This window comes from Vibrio sp. Vb0937 (assembly GCF_033338855.1).
The window spans coordinates 165,471-181,721 of the sequence record NZ_JAWOTK010000006.1 but is presented as its reverse complement, the minus strand read 5'-3'; the positions used below and the strand labels follow the sequence as shown (position 1 = coordinate 181,721).

The following is a 16,251-nucleotide window of genomic DNA, read 5'->3' as shown; positions in this document are numbered from 1 at the left end:
CTATGTACAGCTATCAAAAAACCAATCACTCCCTTATGGACACTACCTACAGGTAGATGAGGAAACGATGCAACATCTAGAAGAGATCATTGCTAGCGCGAGCACTGCAATTGAAGCTGCCGAATCGCTAGTCGCACTTGATGAAGTGCGTGTTCAGTATCTGGGTAAAAAAGGTGAGCTAACTGCTCAACTTCAAAGCCTAGGCAAACTACCACCAGAAGAACGCCGTGAAGCTGGTCAAGAGATCAACAAAGCGAAAGGCGTAGTTCAGCAAGCTATCGCAGCTCGTAAAGATGCACTACAACGTGCTGAGCTTGAAGCGAAACTAGCAGCAGAAACAATCGACGTAACACTACCAGGTCGTCGTATTGAAAACGGTGGTTTACACCCAGTAACTCGTACTGTAGAGCGTATTGAGAAGTTCTTTGGCGAACTCGGTTTTAACACCGAGGCAGGCCCAGAGATCGAAGATGCATTCCACAACTTCGATGCGCTAAACATCGCAGCTGATCACCCAGCGCGTACTGACCACGATACTTTCTTCTTCAACCCAGACTTGATGCTTCGTACTCATACGTCAGGCGTACAGATCCGTACGATGGAAAATGGTAAACCACCATTCCGTTTCATCGCACCAGGCCGTGTATACCGTAACGACTACGACCAAACGCACACGCCAATGTTCCACCAAGTGGAAGGCATGCTGGTTGATGAGAACGTAAACTTTGCTCAGCTGAAAGGCATCCTGCACGATTTCCTATGTAACTTCTTCGAAGAAGAAGTAGAAGTACGTTTCCGTCCATCTTACTTCCCATTCACTGAGCCTTCAGCTGAAGTAGACGTGAAAGGCAAAAACGGTAAATGGTTAGAAGTACTAGGCTGCGGTATGGTTCACCCGAACGTGCTACGTAGCGTAGGTATCGATCCTGAAAAATACTCTGGTTTCGCATTCGGTATGGGTGTTGAGCGTCTAACAATGCTTCGTTACGGCGTGAACGACCTACGTGCGTTCTTCGAGAACGATCTTCGTTTCCTAAAACAGTTCAAGTAATCCAGAGGGTTCATCAACATGAAATTCAGCGAATCATGGCTTCGTGAGTGGGTAAACCCTGCGGTTACTACTGACGAGCTAACTCACCAAATTACAATGGCCGGCCTAGAGGTAGACGACGTTCTTCCTGTTGCTGGTTCTTTTACTGGCGTTAAAGTCGGTCACGTTGTTGAATGTGGCCAACACCCAGATGCAGACAAACTGCGCGTAACTAAAGTTGACGTGGGTGAAGAAGAGCTTCTAGACATTGTTTGTGGCGCACCTAACTGTCGCCAAGGTCTGAAAGTAGCAGTCGCAACAGTTGGTGCTGTTCTTCCAGGTGATTTCAAAATCAAAAAAGCGAAACTACGTGGCCAGCCATCTCACGGCATGCTTTGTTCGTTCACTGAACTAGGTATCGACGTTGAGTCAGACGGCATCATGGAACTAGCAGAAGACGCAGTAATCGGTACTGATTTCCGTGAATTCCTAGGTCTAGACGACGTAACAGTAGACGTAGACCTAACAGCAAACCGCGCTGACTGTTTCAGCATTCGTGGTCTAGCTCGTGAAGTTGGCGTACTAAACCGTGCTGACGTGACAGAGCCATTAGTAGAAGCAGTTGCCCCTTCAATCGACGATAAAGTGTCTATCGAAGTGAAAGCGCCAGCTGCGTGTCCACGTTACCTAGGTCGTGTAGTTAAGAACGTAAACGTTCAAGCTGAAACGCCACTATGGATGCAAGAGAAACTGCGTCGTTGTGGTATTCGCTCTATCGACCCTGTGGTAGATATCACTAACTACGTTCTTCTAGAGCAAGGCCAACCAATGCACGCATTCGATCTAGCGAAGATCGAAGGTGGCATCGTAGTTCGTATGGCAGAGCAAGGTGAGAAGCTAACGCTTCTTGACGGCAACGAAGCAGAACTAAACGCAGATACACTAGTAGTTGCTGACCACAACAAAGCACTTGCAATCGCAGGTATCTTTGGTGGTGAAGAGTCTGGTGTAACAACTGAGACTAAAGACGTTCTACTAGAGTGTGCATTCTTTGCACCTGACCATATTCGTGGTCGCGCACGTAGCTACGGTCTGCACACTGATTCTTCAATGCGTTTCGAGCGTGGTGTAGATTACGCACTGCAAGTAAGCGCAATGGAGCGTGCAACTCAGCTTCTAGTTGAGATCTGTGGTGGTGAAGTAGCACCTGTTGTTGCAGTAGAGTCTGAAGCAGACCTACCTAAGCCAAACAAAGTTGCTCTACGTCGTACTAAGCTAGACAACCTGCTAGGTCACCACATTGCAGATAGCGACGTAGTAGAAATCCTAGAGCGTCTAGGTTTGACTGTTGAAGCTTCAGAAGAAGGTTGGATGGCAGTTGCGCCAACATGGCGTTTCGATATCGCTATCGAGCAAGACCTGATTGAAGAAGTTGGCCGTATCTACGGTTACGACAACATTCCTAACCAACACCCAGCAGCAGCACTTAAGATGCACAACCACGTTGAAGCGGATCTTCCACTGAAACGCGTTCGTGATCTTCTTGTTGACCGCGGTTACCACGAAGCAATTACATACAGCTTCGTTGAGCCTGAGCAACAAAAGCTAGTTGTACCTGGTGTTGAGCCTCTAGTGCTTCCAAACCCAATTTCTGCAGACATGTCAGCAATGCGTCTTGGTCTTATCCAAGGTCTGCTGAACACGGTTGTTCACAACCAGAAGCGTCAACAGCCACGCGTTCGTCTATTCGAATACGGCCTACGTTTCATCCCATGTGAAACTGCAGAAAACGGCATGCGCCAAGAGCCGATGCTTGCAGGTGTTATTGCTGGTACTCGCGGTGAAGAGCACTGGGATATTGAAACTAACACCGTTGATTTCTTCGATCTTAAAGGCGATCTAGAAGCGATTCTAGAGCTATCTGCAAACGAAAAAGCGTACTCTTTCGCTGCACTGTCACCTGAAAGCAAAAAAGCTAATCCAGCTCTTCACCCAGGTCAATCTGCGGCAATCATCGTAGACGGCAAAGAAGTAGGCGTGATCGGTACCGTTCACCCTGAGCTTGAGCGTAAGTTCGGTCTAAACGGTCGTACTATCGTATTCGAAATCGAATGGTCTGCAATCAACAGCAAAGTGATCCCAGAAGCGGTAGCACTTTCTAAATTCCCTTCAAACCGTCGTGATATCGCGGTAGTAGTGGATGAAGCTGTTGCATCTGGTGACATCGTTAACGCTTGTCTAGAGCAAGGTGGCGAGTTCCTTAAAGATGCGAAACTGTTCGACGTTTACGTAGGTAAAGGCGTTGAAGATGGTAAGAAGAGCCTAGCAATCGCTCTGACTCTACAGTCACTTGAGCGTACGCTTGAAGATGCAGATATCGCTGGTGCGGTTGACGCTATCGTTGCTCACGTTTCTGAGAAGTTTGGTGCGTCTCTGCGTGACTAATCTCGCGTAACGTATCTTCTTAAGAAATGAAAACCCTGCCAGTTTGGCAGGGTTTTTTATTTTTAGGATTACCTTATCGTTGTTCAAGTTCCTTACTGCTCGCACCATCCCTCATTACTTTAAAATACTAGACCAAACTAGGGATGGCCCTTACCCGAGATTAGGAACGTATTGTTTTTCAGCTAATACACGCTAACGATAGCTTGTTGGCGGTTAGGCAGCGAGTGAGAGGGTATAGCTAAGCAGAAGAGGCAGCGTAAGAATGCTGAAAAAGTTGCCAAATAGTACCATTGACGCCACTTTCATGGGTTCTATATTCAGCCTTTCCGCAAATAGGTAATTCATGACGGCTGGCGGCAGCATTGTGAAGAGCACCATCATTTGCAATTGCATCGTTGGAAGGGGAATTAACCAATAAATAAGTGCAAAAGCGACAGCACCAGTTGCCAGTGACTGCACGGTACACAACACACCAATCTTTAAACCGTCCAACCGTAAATGACACATTTGTGCCCCCAGAGATAAAAGCATCACGGGTACGGCCGCTTGCCCAAGTAGAGCAGTGGCTTCGTATAAAGGCGCCCATGCACCCACATTTGACACGTTGAGAAACAGAGCCAACGACGCTGCTAAAAAGATTGGCATCTTGACTATTTGCTTAAAAGGGTTGCCATGACTAAGCAGCATTACGCCTAAGCTGATATGCAAGCATGCTGACACGACAAATAAAAGCACTGCTGACGACAGCGCAATTTCTCCAAACGTATAGGTAAACAAAGGAATAGCTAGATTTCCGCTATTCCGAAACATATGTGGTGGCGCCCAGGTTTTAAACGAGAGTGACGTCCATCGACATACCGGGATCATGAGTAGTGCGGGAATTAAAACCGCAACAATTGCCGCCAAAAGAAGCGGCCCCTGATTTGAATCGAGCGGCATGCTAACGAGTGACGAAAATACCAGTGCTGGCGTAAACACCTCAATATTAATGCGGTTTATTGGGCGAAAGTCAGGCTTGATGTAACGACCGACCAAATAGCCAACTCCGACAAGAGCAAAAACAGGGAAAAGAATATTTATGATTTGATTAATCATGGTCGCCTAGAAGCAGTGTAAGAAGCCAATGAGGAAATACACGAACTTCCACATTATCAATCTTTATATATGGCGTCATCGTTAAACAGCGAGAAGCGTGGGTTTAATCAAGCTTTCAAAGCACAGTTGCAAAGTACAGGTGGTCATACCTTTTAATCTAATTGTTACGTATCGAGTTACATACAAATCACTGAATTTACGACAAGTTCTATGTCAAGTGTCTGTTAAATAACCAATATCTGATATTTTTATTAAATAGTGTTTAATGTTGATATTTAAACTACTTTTAGTTTTATAATCTGGATGTTTTTCCTGATAAAGATGAAACAAAAACAAAAATATCAAATTTCTGGCGTTTAACAATAATTTACGTAGTGCTATTCCTTTTGTTCGCCAAGAAAAAAGTTGGCGAAAATCATAAGCTTGTCATACACTTCCTGATGTAACCCCGATATGTTGTTGAATTGGTAGGGTAAAACTGCTCTGGCGCTACACTAACGTAGCATTGTTTAACATAGCTTTGAGGAAAGTTTTATGGCGCTCACAAAAGCCGAACTGGCAGAAAACCTGTTTGATAAATTAGGATTTAGTAAGCGGGACGCCAAGGAAACGGTGGAAGTGTTCTTTGAAGAGATTCGTAAGGCACTGGAAAGTGGCGAACAGGTAAAACTGTCAGGTTTTGGTAACTTTGATCTTCGTGACAAGAATGAACGACCTGGTCGTAACCCGAAAACTGGTGAAGATATTCCAATTACTGCTCGACGTGTAGTGACTTTTCGCCCGGGTCAGAAGTTAAAAGCTCGTGTAGAAAACCTGAAGAAAGTACAGTAAGCCGAATAAATGGATCACGCTAAGGCGTGGTCTTTTTTTGCGTAAAATTCGTGTGCATACAAATGAAAACCACCGCAATGCGGTGGTTTTTCTGTTTATGAGAGACGCTTAATGATATCGGTTACGCCGCTTCTAGATGCGTTGTTAAGTATGGTTGCCATGCTTGTTGGTACAAGTTCTTAGACTGTGTACGCATGTTGCGAATAGAGGCAAGCTCTATTTCGCTTAGCTCACGTTTTTCCAACATCGCTTGACGTTCTAGTTTCTGGATTTTTTCGTATAGGTCGTGTTCGGGACCGCTTTTTACATCTGCGATTGCTTTCAAGTGCAGTTGAACTTCGGCTACTAGGTTTGTTTTTGGTAAACGAACGAGCAAGTTCAAGTCTCTATATCCTGAAGGGCCAGGTTTTTTGAATCGATTTTTTACTTTCACAATCGTTGTTTCACGCTCTAACGTTTCATAAATGGAGACTAAGCTCGCGACGTCTTCAGCTACAATCGTTGCACGTGCTAGGTCAGTAATACGTTCAACTTTCCCATCTAACTCTAAAGCTATCTTTTCTTCTGCTCGTTGTTTGGATTTCACGCCTGCGAAGTATGGCTGAGCGTCATTAAGAAGTGCGGTACTCTTACAGATAGTTTCAAGTTCAAATTGTGCTTGGTGAGCTTTGCTGTAAAGGATGTCGAAGTCAGAATATGGCTGAGTTGGTGTGGTGTCGATTGACTGAATGCCATATAAACCGCTAAGGCTGTGTTTAAAAAGTTTCGAACAAACTTCGTTTTGGCTGGTTGAACGATTTTGTTCGCCACTAGGCGCAGGGGTAATTGGAAGTGCGGCAAATGCCGGTGCACGGCTAAGTACCAAAAGCATCAATGCTGTAGTACGAAGAAATAAGCTCATTCACTCTCCTTAACTTGCTTGTACTTAGAAAATAGGGAACATAAAGGTCGCTAAGTTCGGCAAATCAGGTACTAACTTATAAATGGGGCCATTACGAAAGATTCCAAGGTTTCAGTTTTATCTTGAAGTAGAATCGTGCGTTAGATCACCATTTCTCTTTTCTTTATTCTGATTATCAGATAAAGGCGCGTCTCCTATGAGACCGATTACATCCTATCACCGCAGTATTAACCAAAGATGAACGGCATAGACAAATTGAAAAAAAACGTTAGTCTTACCTCTCAAAATGAAAACAGCCGACAAGTAGAAAGTAAAATGAGAGACCAAGAATTTTGGCATAACAAATGGGCCAGCAATCAGATCGGATTTCACTTGGAAGATGTAAACCCGCTATTACCAGTATATTGGAAACACACTAATCCAAAGCGTGAAGATAAAGTGTTAGTTCCTTTATGTGGAAAGTCAGAAGACTTGATTTGGCTAGCGATGAAGCATGATTCGGTTGAAGGTGTTGAGCTAAGCCATATTGCTGTGCGTGCCTTTTTTGCTGAACATTTTTACACGCCAACGGTAACGCCTCTTAATGGCATGCACGAGCTTTATCAATTTGATGAGCTCTCTATTTATACTGGGGACTTTTTCACTGCACCAGTATCTCAAGCCGATATCATTTATGATCGCGCCGCGTTGGTTGCTTTACCGCAAGATATGCGAGAGGAGTATGTAGGGCGTCTCAAGCAACTGCTGAACCCAGGCGGTCGTATTTTGCTTGTTACACTCAACTATCCTCAAGAAGAGATGGCGGGGCCTCCATTTAGCGTGCCGGACGAAGAGATAGAGCAGTTATTTTCAGGTTACAAAGTTACTTGTTTGAACGTAGATGAAGCTGACGAGAATCATCCTAAAATTGCGAAAAAAGGCTTAAGTCGCTTCTCTGAAGAAGTGTACTTAATCGAGAGTGAATAGGCTCTCTTCGGTTTGGAACACGAAATAGCGCAGCAATTTGAGCTGCGCTATTTTTGTATGAGTGGTTCGTATTTAATAAATGATATTCACTTTTGAAGCACTTTCAACAGCATCTTGAACGGCTTCTTCGGTGGTTTTTCGTCGCGTAAGGACAACACCTAAACGGCGGCGGCCATCGATTTCTGGCTTACCGAATAGACGAACTTGTGTTTGAGGTTGAGCTAAAGCTTTGCTTAGGTTTTCAAAGCGAATGTTTGTGGAAGTTCCTTGTCCAAGAATAACAGCAGACGCAGATGGGCCATATTGCACAATATTATTAATTGGCATTCCGGTAAACGCGCGCACGTGGAGAGCAAACTCAGACATTTCCTGTGAAATCATTGTAACCATGCCCGTATCGTGAGGGCGAGGAGAGACCTCATTGAAAATGACTTTATCGCCTTTAACAAATAGCTCTACACCAAAGATGCCGTAGCCACCGAGCGCGTTTACCACTTTCTCAGCCGTGTATTCAGCTGCTTTTACTGCGTTTTCTGACATAGTTTGCGGTTGCCATGATTCGCGGTAGTCGCCATCTTCCTGACGATGACCAATTGGAGCACAGAAATGCACACCGTCAACGGCTCTGATGGTCAATAAAGTGATTTCGTAATCGAAGTCGATAAAACCTTCCACGATAACGCGACCTGCACCCGTACGCCCGCCTTCCTGAGCGTAATCCCATGCTTTTGTAACGTCGTCTTCGGTCTTGATAACACTTTGCCCTTTACCTGAAGAGCTCATCACAGGCTTCACCACGCACGGAATACCCACATGCTCAACCGCGGCTTTGAAGTCTTCAAAGTTATCTGCAAAACGATAAGGTGAAGTCGTCAATTCCAGTTCTTCTGCTGCCAAACGTCGGATACCTTCACGATTCATTGTTAGCCTGGTTGCCTTAGCGGTTGGAACAACATTCAGTCCTTTCTCTTCAAGCTCTACCAGTTTGCCGGTTGCGATGGCTTCAATTTCTGGTACGACGTAAGTAGGTTGTTCCTTCGTAATAACTTCTTCTAAGGCGTTCCCATCTAACATGTCGATAACATAACTACGGTGAGCGACTTGCATCGCTGGAGCATTGGCATAGCGATCACAAGCAATCACTTCTAAACCAAGTCTCTGGCATTCAATGGCGACTTCTTTACCGAGTTCGCCAGAGCCTAAAAGTAATACACGGGTAGCATTTGCGCTAGTTGCAGTGCCAAACATAGTGTTCCCTTACAAAATAGAGTGATGAGACAGAAATTGCAGGAGATCATACTGAAGTTTTATGACAAAGCAAACGTTTGCTTTTGGTTTTTAGGTAATAAAAAAGCTCTACATGTTGTAGAGCTTTTTGTTGAATTTGTCGTTTATACGTTGACAAAACTAAGCGGAATATCTGGATTCAACGCTTCCAACGTTGATTGCGTATCGGCTAAATGACTGATCTTACCTTCTGAGTTCTCTACCAATGCAGCGGCTTTGATGCTGTCAAAGGTTTCACCCGCAAGTAAAACTTGGATTAGCGCAACTTGTAGCGGTGGCAAGCTAGGATTAAACGCTGCATTTTCTGCATAAGCGCCTTGGAATACACGACCGCTAGTCATCTCTAATGCTAAACCACTCAAGTTGTTGGTGTATGGAGAGTGGCTCATGTTCATCGCTTCAACTGCAGTTTGGATGAGTGCGTCTTCATCATCACATGAGAATTGGTGTTTAACTTCTGCCATTAAGCCGGACTCGATACCGAGATCATTTGGTCCAAAGGCTTCAGGCAGGTATTCATGAAGTGACTTTTCTTCGCGTTCTGGGAGCTGGATTTTAAGCTCGTTTGCGGTAGATAACTCATTCATGAACTGGCGGCAGTGACCACATGGGCTGAAGTTGATAGTGATATCCTTAACACCACGTTCGCCTTTCATCCAAGCATGGCTAATCGCAGACTGCTCTGCGTGAACCGTTTGACCCAACTGTACACCAAAGAATTCCATGTTGGCACCGAAGTAAAGGCGACCTGAAAGACCACGAACGATAGCGCCGACATAAAAGTCAGAAAGGGGAGCATAGGAGTACGCTGCGGCAAAAGGAAGTAGCGCAACACGAAGCTCTTTGTCTGATAGACCGGTAGCTGAAAGCAACTGCTCAAATTGTTGAACTGAAAGCGTAGCATCAAAATCATCAGCTTGGATGATAGGAGCAAGTTGTTTGGAAAGTGCTTCTGGAGCGCCTGCTAGCGCCTGTTCAATGCGACTTTTCATGTTGAATCCTTGTTATTGCATGGACAGTTATTCTATGTGAAAGATAGAAATGTTCCGTGCGTTAGATCACGATAAATAATGCAATTGATAATTCTGTTACATAATTAGAGTGAGCTCACACATGTATTCGATTGCACAGGTGTGAAGCGTTATCTCCGTCTCACAATTAACCATATCAGTATATATTCATATGACCAAGGAGCAGGAGTATGTTACTAACGCGACTTTTACCGCTACGCTACTTTATACCTACGTAATCTAGAGCGAGTGGTAGCACCTAGAATGCTCATGCTATGAATGTATATCTCAGTCAAGTCCCTTCACGATATTACTGGGTGAGTTTGATAGATAAGATAGGGTTTTGAAAAGGGATAAGTAAGAAACGGAAAGGCTACGGCCTGCCGGAAGGAGGGCAGACCGAGAGCGCTTAACTATTGATATAGCCAGACCGCCAAAGCAAAAAAACTTGGAGCCAAAATAGAAGTTATGATCCCACATAAAACCAATGCGAGTGATGAGAACGCGGCATCTATGGGCTGTTTCTCTGCACAAGTAGCGGTGCCTAAGGCATGAGAGACTGTACCCATTGTCAGACCACGTGCAATCGGGTGTTTAATTCCAATTAAGTTGTAAATTGGGTATGCCAAAATCGCGCCCAATAAACCAACAATCAGAACCAAGATCGCCGCAACGGCAGCTTCACCACCGAGGTGACTCGAAATTTCCATTGCTATTGGCGTAGTGACGGATTTACCCACTAGACTTGCGATTAAACTGATATCTGCTTTGAAAGCGACTGCGATCAAGGTGGTTGTCATCATCGACATCACACTGCCTACTGTGCAAGCAAAAGTGATGATTCGCCAGTTTGCTTTAATCTGTGGTAGTTGTTCATATAGCGGGTAAGCCAGAGCAACTACGGCTGGTTGAAGTAAAAAACTGATCCCTTCGTTATCCGCATAATACGTTTCAAACGGTACATTTAAGTAAGTAAGCAAAGGAATGAGCACTGCAATACTGATCAGCAAAGGATTTGCTAGAGGATTATTCACTTTGATTGCGATTTGGCGCGCGACAAGAAAAACCGCAATGGTAACAACTAACCACATATCAGTGCTTCTCCTTTAGCAAGTAGTCCAGCAGCCAAGCGAGGCTGACTAGTACAATGAGTGAGCCTCCAACTGCGCTAGCAATGATAGGGAGGGCATTAGCGAGTAGCATATCGAAATGTTGCATTAATCCCACGCTAATAGGAACGAACAACAAAATCATGTAGCGGATAAATAGCGTGGCGCCCGGTTTGACCCAATCGACCTTTACAAGCCCAAGAGTCATAGAGAAAAACAGTACGAGCATACCGATGACACTTCCTGGGACGGAAACGCCAGTGAACTTTTGAATGGTAATTCCGATGCCAAGTGCCCCCATGATGAGGAAGATTGAAATGAGCAGTTGGATCAGTTGTAAGAATCGTTCTTTAATCATTTTGACAGTATATAAACAACAAGCACACCATAAGGTGCGCTTGTATTAGGAGGAGTTAAGAAGCTAAGCTCTCTACATAACGGTACACGGATTTTAATATCGCAATCTTCTTTTCGTCACTTTCATGTTCGTGAACTAAGTTTTCTAAATTCAGCATGTACTCTTCAATTTGGCTTTCAAACACTTCTCGACAGTGTAATGCCCAGCGTCTTTGTTCTTGCTCGTCTAATGTGCCTGGGAAGTTACGCGCACGATAGCGGAACAATAGAGGTTTAATGCGCTTGTCATCAAATTCAATGTCTAATGCAGCAAGATTATTCGGATCGGTTTCGCGAATGATATCCATAGCTGCGCGATCGGCTGGAGAAAAGAACCCGTCGTAAAGTTGTGTATCGACGTCATCACTTTTATCGAATTTGCGCTCGACTGAAAAGAGGCTAATCAGCTTTTCTCTAATTTCAGGATGTTGGCGCAACAAAGCGAGATTGGCGAGACATTGTTGGCGATCAATGCCAATAGACTCTGCATTTTCAGCCGTTAACGTTTTTGCAGGGGCGAGAATAGGGCATTTGTTCAAATGAACTAGTTTAACTGGCACTGGTAGCAATTCACCAAGATCTTCGCGCTTCGTGTAGAGTCTTTCGTGCAGCTCTTCTGCGGATAGCTCAAGAATAGGTTGAGGGTCTTTCGCTAAATCGATGGTGATAACGGCGTTATTATTGGTTGGATGCCAAGCAACAGGCACAATCCAGCTAGTGTACTGGCATTCGCGCCCTAGCATGCCTGAAACGTGCATCAACGGTGTCATGTTGACGATGTCGACTAAATCATTGAGCTTGCGCTTTTGGCGCATAGAAAAAAAGTAATCAAACAATTTTGGTTGCGCTGCTTTTACTTTCTTTGCCATTTCGATAGTCGCAACCACATCTGCCATGGCATCGTGCGCGTTACTATGTTCTATGCCGTTAGCCACAGACAAGTGTTCTAATTTAAAGCTAGTGAAGCCATCTTCGTTTTCTGGCCATTCTACGCCTTCTGGGCGAAGGGCATGGCACGCGCGTAGTACATCGAGTAAATCCCAACGTGAGTTACCGTTTTGCCAACTCCATGCGTATGGATCGATAAAGTTGCGATAACAAGTATAACGGGTCACTTCGTCATCAAAGCGAATGCTGTTGTAGCCTAAACTGGTAGTATTGGGTTTCGCGAGTTCAGCGTGAATCTTAGCGATAAACTCTGGCTCAGAAAGGCCTTCTTGAACCGTTTTTTGCGGAGTAATACCAGTAATAAGTGCAGCTTCAGGAGACGGAAGATAATCAGCAGGTGGCTGGCAGTACATGACTAAAGGCTCGCCGATGATATTAAAGTTTTCATCTGTACGAACACCAGCGAACTGGCTTGGGCGATCTTTCGCGGGGTTGGTTCCCCATGTCTCATAATCAAAGAAGAAAAAAGTGGGCTGATTATCTTGGTGCATTCTGCTTACCGTTTACAAAACCGATGACAGTATTAGACCATTCAACGCCTTGACTAGCAACGAAAGATGCAAGTTGAATTTTTGAAAATGAAAAAAGCCGATGGCGAACCATCGGCTTGATATTTTACGTTTTATCGCTTTGGAAGGAATTTGAGTTCTATGCTCGTGTTTCTTCCAATGTTGCTTCACTTTCTGGTGACTTCAGCACTCGGCTAGCAATTGTACCCGCAGTCATTGAGCCTGAAACGTTTAGTGCGGTACGTGCCATGTCAATCAGTGGTTCAATAGAGATAAGCAGTGCCGCGATGGTCACAGGTAAGCCCATTGCAGGAAGAACAATCAAGGCTGCAAACGTCGCACCGCCGCCGACACCTGCAATACCAAATGAGCTGATGGTGATAATCGCAATCAATGACAGGATAAAGTGTAGATCAAGTGGGTTGATGCCCATTGTCGGAGCTACCATCACTGCAAGCATTGCAGGATAGATACCCGCACAGCCGTTTTGGCCGATAGTGGCACCAAACGATGCTGATAGGTTTGCAATCGCTGGTGGTACGTTAAGCTTCGTGATTTGCGCTTCTACGTTTAGTGGAATTGTTGCTGCTGAGCTACGAGATGTAAACGCGAAGGTCAGTACAGGCCAGATTTTCTTAAAGTATTCCGCAGGGCTAACGCCGACAAAAGAGACTAATACGCCATGAACAACAAACATCAGTGCGATAGCAACATAAGACGCCACAATAAAGCCAAGTAGGTTTAGGATGTCGCCTGCGCTTGATGTCGCTACCACTTTTGCCATCAGTGCTGCGATGCCGTATGGCGTTAGGGCCATGATCATCTTCACTAATCGCATAACGATAGATTGAGCAGCTTCTACGAAAGTACGAATCGGTGATTCCAACTCTGCTTTTTCCATCATCACTTTACGAGCGGCGATACCAGTTAACACGCCGAAAATCACAACAGCGATAATTGATGTCGAGCGAGCACCTGTTAGATCAGCAAATGGGTTGGTTGGAATGAAGCTAACTAGCATTTGAGGAATAGTTAAGTCACTTACTGTACCGGCACGGCTTTCTAAAACGGCGATACGAGCGGTTTCACGCGCACCTTCAGTTAACCCTTCTGCTGACAGGCCAAATGTCGTTGTCACCAAAATACCGATAAGTGCAGCAATTGCAGTCGTTACTAGAAGAACAGAGATGGTCAGGCCAGAAATTTTACCTAAAGATCCACCTTTCTCCAACTTAACAACTGCAGAGATCATCGATACCAATACTAGTGGCATGATGACCATTTTCAGTAGACCAACGTAGCCACTGCCTACAATGCCTACCCATTCAAGTGTTTGAGCAATTGCGCTGTTGCCTTCACCGTGAATGAGTTGCAAAGCAAGACCAAAAAGAGAACCGGTAACAAGACCGATCAAAACGAGACGTGAAAGAGTGTGTTTCTTTTGTTGCTGATTAAATAGAAAGAACAATATTCCAACAAAGACGGCTAGAGAGGCTATCACTGCAAAATTCATAATTTGACCTTATCAACCAGCCGAAGTGGCGGTTGTTTTTTATACGGGGTTTTATACGGATTTATTTATGGAGCGTAAGATAACGCTCGTGATATAACTTTAAAAATGACAAACGGGTATTAGCTAGATCTAAAATGAATATAAAAACGAGATCTAAGTCGCGTGAGAGTGTGAATTAGCACGTTAATTGTACAAAATGGTTATTCGTAGTGATGCAGTAAGTCACGCATTTCTTTCCTTTGTAAGTAAACCACCGAGTCTTCTTGATAACTGAAAAGTTGATAAATCATCGCTTTGGCGACATCTTCTGCTCGAATAGGTAAAAAGTTGGACAGTTTGCCTAGCATAAGTGGGCGAATTACCTTAAACAGAGTTTGTACTAACTTCTCGTCCATTCTTGGGTTTTGACGTTGACCAACAAGCGGGCCTGGGCGAACAAATACGATTTCCTCAAAATCCATAGCTTCGATTCGTTGTTCCATTTGTCCTTTACAAGCTAAGTAATGGGATGGCGATTTACTATTTGCACCGAGGCTAGAAACAACCGCAAGGCGTTTGACTCCGATTGTTTTCATTTGTTGGGCGACTTTGCACACCAGATCAACATCTACTCTACGCAAATTATCCTTACTGCCTGCTTGCTTAAGGGTCGTGCCTAAACAGATAAAGCCGATGGTTGGTGTTGGTTGGTTCTCATCCCATTGGTGGATAGAAAGGTCTGCATCAATGAGAGGAATAAGCTTGTTGTCCACATCTAGGACGCCATCGAGTGGGCGGCGAGAAAGATAATATAAGGTACCAACACCTGATTGATTTATGAGGTTTGCAATGACTTTTGAGCCTACTAAGCCAGTTGCACCGGCGATGATTGCGCAGGTGTTGTTATCCATATCTTTTCTCCTATATGGGAACATAGTCTAAGCTATTGTAGCGGATTTCAACGAGTTACTTATAATCTCGTGCAAGAAAGGTGAGACGCTCTGCGAACTCGGCAGACTATCCTGAGATAAACTTGATTAGCGCTGCCCCAATTGGATGCAAGTGTATACAATAGTGGGCGCGCAAAAACTGTCGCTGAACAAGACCTCTTGAACAACAGAACACCTCTCACCCAGACAACATCAAAGGAACGTAAAAAATGGATGACTCTTTTGCTGCGGAGATACAAGCACGCATAGATAACAAAACCAAACCCGTCGGTTCTTTAGGCTTATTGGAAAAGGTGGCACTGCAGTTAGCTCTTATTCAAAGTCAGAATAAACCTCAGCCAGTTGATTCCATCGCTATCTGCAAACCAAGCATGCTGGTATTTGCTGGAGATCACGGCGTTGCAGAGGAGGGTGTGAGCATTGCGCCAAGCGAAGTCACTCAGCAAATGGTGGCTAACTTTCTCGCTGGCGGCGCAGCCATCAACTGTTTTTGCGACATTAATGGCATTCAACTCAAAGTAATAGATTGCGGCATGTTGGCTCCTATTGATGTGCTGGTTCCAGAATTTAAATCCCATCCCAACTTGGTTGAACAACGGTTGGGTAACGGTACGGCTAATTTTTCTAAACAATCCGCGATGTCCCCAGAACAAGTGGCGTTAGGTTTAGAATATGGTGCGAAGATTGCTGAGCATACCATTTTGCATGGTTCAAACCTCTTAATGTTCGGCGAGATGGGCATCGGTAATACCAGTTCGGCCTCAGCACTGTTATCGGCGCTGAGCTCATTAGATATTGATTATTGTGTTGGCGTTGGCACCGGAATCAATCAACAGCAGTTGAGCCGCAAATATAAACTGGTAGCACAGGGGGTAAACCGATGTCGAGGTCTTGATACCAAAGCGATTCTCGCACAGGTTGGGGGCTTTGAAATCGTACAAATGGTGGGCGCTTTTTTAGAAGCCAAGCGGCTTAAAACTCCAGTTTTAGTGGATGGGTTTATCGTATCGGTAGCGGCTTATATTGCGACGTTGCTAGATGAAGAAACGCGTGAATACATGTTGTTTGCCCATCGCTCTGAAGAAAATGGACATAAATTTGTATTGGAACATCTAAAAGCAGAACCTCTGCTCGACCTTGGTTTACGGCTAGGGGAGGGAACAGGAGCCGCTCTTGCCTTACCCTTGTTAAAAGCTGCTGCCCAGTTTTACAACAAAATGGCGAGCTTCGAGAGTGCAGGAGTTACAGTTTAGTGTCAGTCCCTGATAATTCTGAGAAAGTC

Annotated in this window: 14 protein-coding genes; 5 read left to right on the top strand and 9 right to left on the bottom strand. The window is 44.7% G+C overall.

Annotated elements, in window-relative coordinates; all coding sequences use genetic code 11:
• The first annotated feature begins 67 nt into the window (after nt 1-67).
• Both pheS and pheT read left to right on the top strand, forming a co-directional pair.
• The gene (gene pheS, locus R7P67_RS11690) at nt 68-1,051 is read left to right on the top strand and encodes a phenylalanine--tRNA ligase subunit alpha (RefSeq protein ID WP_005385470.1); all 984 of its coding nucleotides are present in this window, start codon (nt 68-70) and stop codon (nt 1,049-1,051) included.
• An 18-nt stretch (nt 1,052-1,069) separates the two neighbouring features.
• Nucleotides 1,070-3,475 carry a phenylalanine--tRNA ligase subunit beta gene (gene pheT / locus R7P67_RS11685; protein ID WP_318085968.1) on the top strand — a complete coding sequence of 802 codons (2,406 nt, stop codon included), beginning with the start codon at nt 1,070-1,072 and terminating at the stop codon, nt 3,473-3,475.
• Between the two features lie 213 nt (nt 3,476-3,688).
• Here pheT and R7P67_RS11680 read toward each other — a convergent pair whose 3' ends face one another.
• Nucleotides 3,689-4,570 (bottom strand): AEC family transporter, encoded by an 882-nt coding sequence (locus tag R7P67_RS11680; RefSeq protein WP_005377901.1) that lies wholly within the window; start codon nt 4,568-4,570, stop codon nt 3,689-3,691.
• 534 nt (nt 4,571-5,104) lie between these two features.
• Here R7P67_RS11680 and ihfA point away from each other — a divergent pair.
• Complete coding sequence (ihfA, locus tag R7P67_RS11675) at nt 5,105-5,401, top strand: integration host factor subunit alpha (protein WP_005377899.1); 297 nt, start codon at nt 5,105-5,107, stop codon at nt 5,399-5,401.
• A 121-nt stretch (nt 5,402-5,522) separates the two neighbouring features.
• On the opposite strand, the gene R7P67_RS11670 is transcribed toward ihfA, so the two are convergent.
• Nucleotides 5,523-6,302 carry a phosphoribosylglycinamide formyltransferase gene (locus tag R7P67_RS11670; RefSeq protein ID WP_025766820.1) on the bottom strand — a complete coding sequence of 260 codons (780 nt, stop codon included), beginning with the start codon at nt 6,300-6,302 and terminating at the stop codon, nt 5,523-5,525.
• A gap of 315 nt (nt 6,303-6,617) precedes the next feature.
• On the opposite strand from R7P67_RS11670, the gene R7P67_RS11665 reads away from it, so the two are divergent.
• Nucleotides 6,618-7,268 (top strand): thiopurine S-methyltransferase, encoded by a 651-nt coding sequence (locus tag R7P67_RS11665; protein ID WP_262652490.1) that lies wholly within the window; start codon nt 6,618-6,620, stop codon nt 7,266-7,268.
• A gap of 72 nt (nt 7,269-7,340) precedes the next feature.
• Here the strand turns inward: R7P67_RS11665 and purT are convergent, their stop codons facing one another.
• The 7 genes from purT to R7P67_RS11630 all read right to left on the bottom strand — a co-directional run bounded on the left by purT (nt 7,341) and on the right by R7P67_RS11630 (nt 14,930).
• Entirely contained in the window at nt 7,341-8,516 is a 1,176-nt protein-coding gene (gene purT, locus R7P67_RS11660) for a formate-dependent phosphoribosylglycinamide formyltransferase (protein WP_017633939.1), read from the bottom strand.
• Between the two features lie 143 nt (nt 8,517-8,659).
• On the bottom strand, nt 8,660-9,547 hold the full coding sequence (cdd, locus tag R7P67_RS11655; RefSeq protein ID WP_206959126.1) for a cytidine deaminase: 888 nt from the start codon (nt 9,545-9,547) through the stop codon (nt 8,660-8,662).
• Nucleotides 9,548-9,978: 431 nt separating this feature from the next.
• Nucleotides 9,979-10,656, bottom strand: coding sequence for an LrgB family protein (locus R7P67_RS11650; RefSeq protein WP_005377888.1), 678 nt, complete (start codon nt 10,654-10,656; stop codon nt 9,979-9,981).
• A 1-nt stretch (nt 10,657) separates the two neighbouring features.
• Nucleotides 10,658-11,032 (bottom strand): CidA/LrgA family protein, encoded by a 375-nt coding sequence (locus tag R7P67_RS11645; protein WP_005397786.1) that lies wholly within the window; start codon nt 11,030-11,032, stop codon nt 10,658-10,660.
• A gap of 55 nt (nt 11,033-11,087) precedes the next feature.
• Nucleotides 11,088-12,509: an exodeoxyribonuclease I gene (gene sbcB, locus R7P67_RS11640; protein WP_085569561.1), complete on the bottom strand. Its 1,422-nt coding sequence runs from the start codon at nt 12,507-12,509 to the stop codon at nt 11,088-11,090.
• Between the two features lie 157 nt (nt 12,510-12,666).
• Nucleotides 12,667-14,040 carry an L-cystine transporter gene (locus R7P67_RS11635; protein WP_005377885.1) on the bottom strand — a complete coding sequence of 458 codons (1,374 nt, stop codon included), beginning with the start codon at nt 14,038-14,040 and terminating at the stop codon, nt 12,667-12,669.
• 200 nt (nt 14,041-14,240) lie between these two features.
• A complete protein-coding gene (locus R7P67_RS11630) occupies nt 14,241-14,930 on the bottom strand; it encodes an NAD(P)H-binding protein (RefSeq protein WP_053350419.1) in 690 nt (229 codons plus the stop codon).
• A 248-nt stretch (nt 14,931-15,178) separates the two neighbouring features.
• Here R7P67_RS11630 and cobT point away from each other — a divergent pair, with 248 nt between their 5' ends.
• Entirely contained in the window at nt 15,179-16,222 is a 1,044-nt protein-coding gene (gene cobT / locus R7P67_RS11625; RefSeq protein ID WP_005377883.1) for a nicotinate-nucleotide--dimethylbenzimidazole phosphoribosyltransferase, read from the top strand.
• Nucleotides 16,223-16,251: the final 29 nt, after the last annotated feature.